This window comes from Oscillibacter sp. 1-3 (assembly GCF_000403435.2).
In the GTDB taxonomy this organism is placed as follows: domain Bacteria; phylum Bacillota; class Clostridia; order Oscillospirales; family Oscillospiraceae; genus Oscillibacter.
In genome coordinates, this window is record NZ_KE159703.1 from 1,298,566 (window position 1) to 1,299,072 (window position 507).

1 pseudogene is annotated in these 507 nt (G+C 61.9%); it reads right to left on the reverse strand.

Annotated elements, in window-relative coordinates:
- Positions 1 to 112: 112 nt before the first annotated feature.
- Positions 113 to 507 (reverse strand): annotated as a pseudogene (locus C816_RS06260) (hypothetical protein); the annotation flags it as partial.

The window sequence follows — 507 nt, forward strand, 5'->3', positions numbered from 1 at the left end:
GTGGATTTTCACATCCACCTGCATGGGGAGGGTCTCCCGCTGAGATGTGAGGGTCGGGTCAGGGGCCTGTTTCATTGTCGGTTCCTCCTAAAAAATTTTTGGTAAAATGGAATTACTCCATGGTCATGCCGCCCATGGCGGGCCCGGTGTCCTGTTCCTGCTGGGGAGTGCGAAGCTCCTCCAGCTTCTCCCGCGCCCAGTCCGGCAGATACTGCTCATCCAGAACGCCAGCGAAGTCGGAGCGGTTCCAGCGGGTCTTTTCGCCGTCGCCCAGGCAGGTGGCGTAGACCGCCTGACCTCTGGCGTGGGGAGAACAGCCGAAGCCGCCTTCCGCCAGCCAGAGCATATTGCGGGGGTCCCAGCAGCTCTCCTGGAGCGTGTCGGGACGCATCACCAGCACTTTGCCCTTGTAACTGCCGGGGTTGGTCACTGTCACCGAGGACGAGCCGGGGACATAGACGGAGCCGATGCCGGAATCCGTTTCCAAACTGCCGCCCATGGCGGGAG